Source organism: Acinetobacter sp. OYA S30, assembly GCF_033599315.1.
GTDB lineage: Bacteria > Pseudomonadota > Gammaproteobacteria > Pseudomonadales > Moraxellaceae > Acinetobacter > Acinetobacter baumannii.
In genome coordinates this window covers 1-1,149 of the sequence record NZ_JAWVAV010000118.1, presented here as the reverse complement: position 1 = coordinate 1,149, position 1,149 = coordinate 1, and the positions used below count along the sequence as shown (strand labels likewise).

At 43.3% G+C, this 1,149-nt stretch carries 1 protein-coding gene; it reads left to right on the top strand.

The features are described from left to right. The coding region (locus R5R67_RS19385) for a phage tail protein (protein ID WP_318755197.1) at positions 1-1,132 on the top strand (1,132 nt) is incomplete at its 5' end. Positions 1,133-1,149 lie beyond the last annotated feature (17 nt).

Genomic DNA, 1,149 nt, shown 5'->3' with positions numbered 1-1,149 from the left:
TAAATTTAATTGGGACCATCGACCGTTCCAGTTGAACTCAGCTCAGGGCAAGCGGCAATTTATGCTGCCATTCGCTTCCGGCATTCCCAATTTAAGCCCTAACTTTTCACAAGTTCAAGGAACTGCAGCAATCTCTCAAGGTGGTACAGGGGCAATCACTGCAGCAGAAGCTCGATCAAATCTAGGAGCTGCTGAAAAAGGGGTGAATACTGACATTACTGAAATGAAAGGTTTAGCTACTCCACTTTCAATAGCACAAGGGGGAACAGGAGCGTCTTCTGCTGGTGGAGCTCGTCAAGTACTAGGTTTGGGTGATCTTGGTACCCAAGGTTTCACAGGCGGTAAAATTAGCGAGCTATATGACAAGGTGTCGGTTCCACAATGGGTAGCCGTTTTAGGTGATAACAAGTTTACTTTCCTATCAAATGGCGACTGGCAAGCGGGGAATACAAATAACCCACTTAATATGCCTAGCCGATATGGTTCTTTAATGTCGTATTTGGGATCAAACTCATATGGAACGTATTCATGGCAGATTTTTAAGGCAGTATTGGGTGGACAGCTTTCCTACCGATATGGGGCAGGAAATGATGTCTGGACTACGTGGGGACACATTAAAACCAGCTTTAATACATCAGTCGATGCAAATGGGTTCTTAAAATCGGCATCACCAGTAGTGAAGTTATTTAATGATCATATTGAACTTAATAGTGATGCAGAAAAGCAACCAATCGAATTTAAGAAAGTTGAGGTTGGAGAATATCTACTTAAAGGTTCTTTAGGTTTTGCTCAGGAAGGCTGGTACATCGAGGTTCCAAAAGACGCAAATGGAAACACCATTGTCGCTGTTGTTTATGACACCTTAGAAAATGGTGATCTATCCATCAAGACTTACAAACGTAAGTTTGATTTTGAACTTGCTGCTGTAGTTGCAGACTTGGAAATACCAACAGATATTCCTGAAGGTCGTTGGATTGACATTCGCTTGCATGAAGAGCCTGAACCAGAGCCTGAGCCGCCTACAACTGAAACACCTTTTGATTTCCAACCTACAAACTTATCCGAGGCTGTAGCCGCTGCAATGGTTGGGATGGAACCGCCGGAAGTCTCAGATACCGATGAAACACTTTAACAACTCGCTATTTTAGC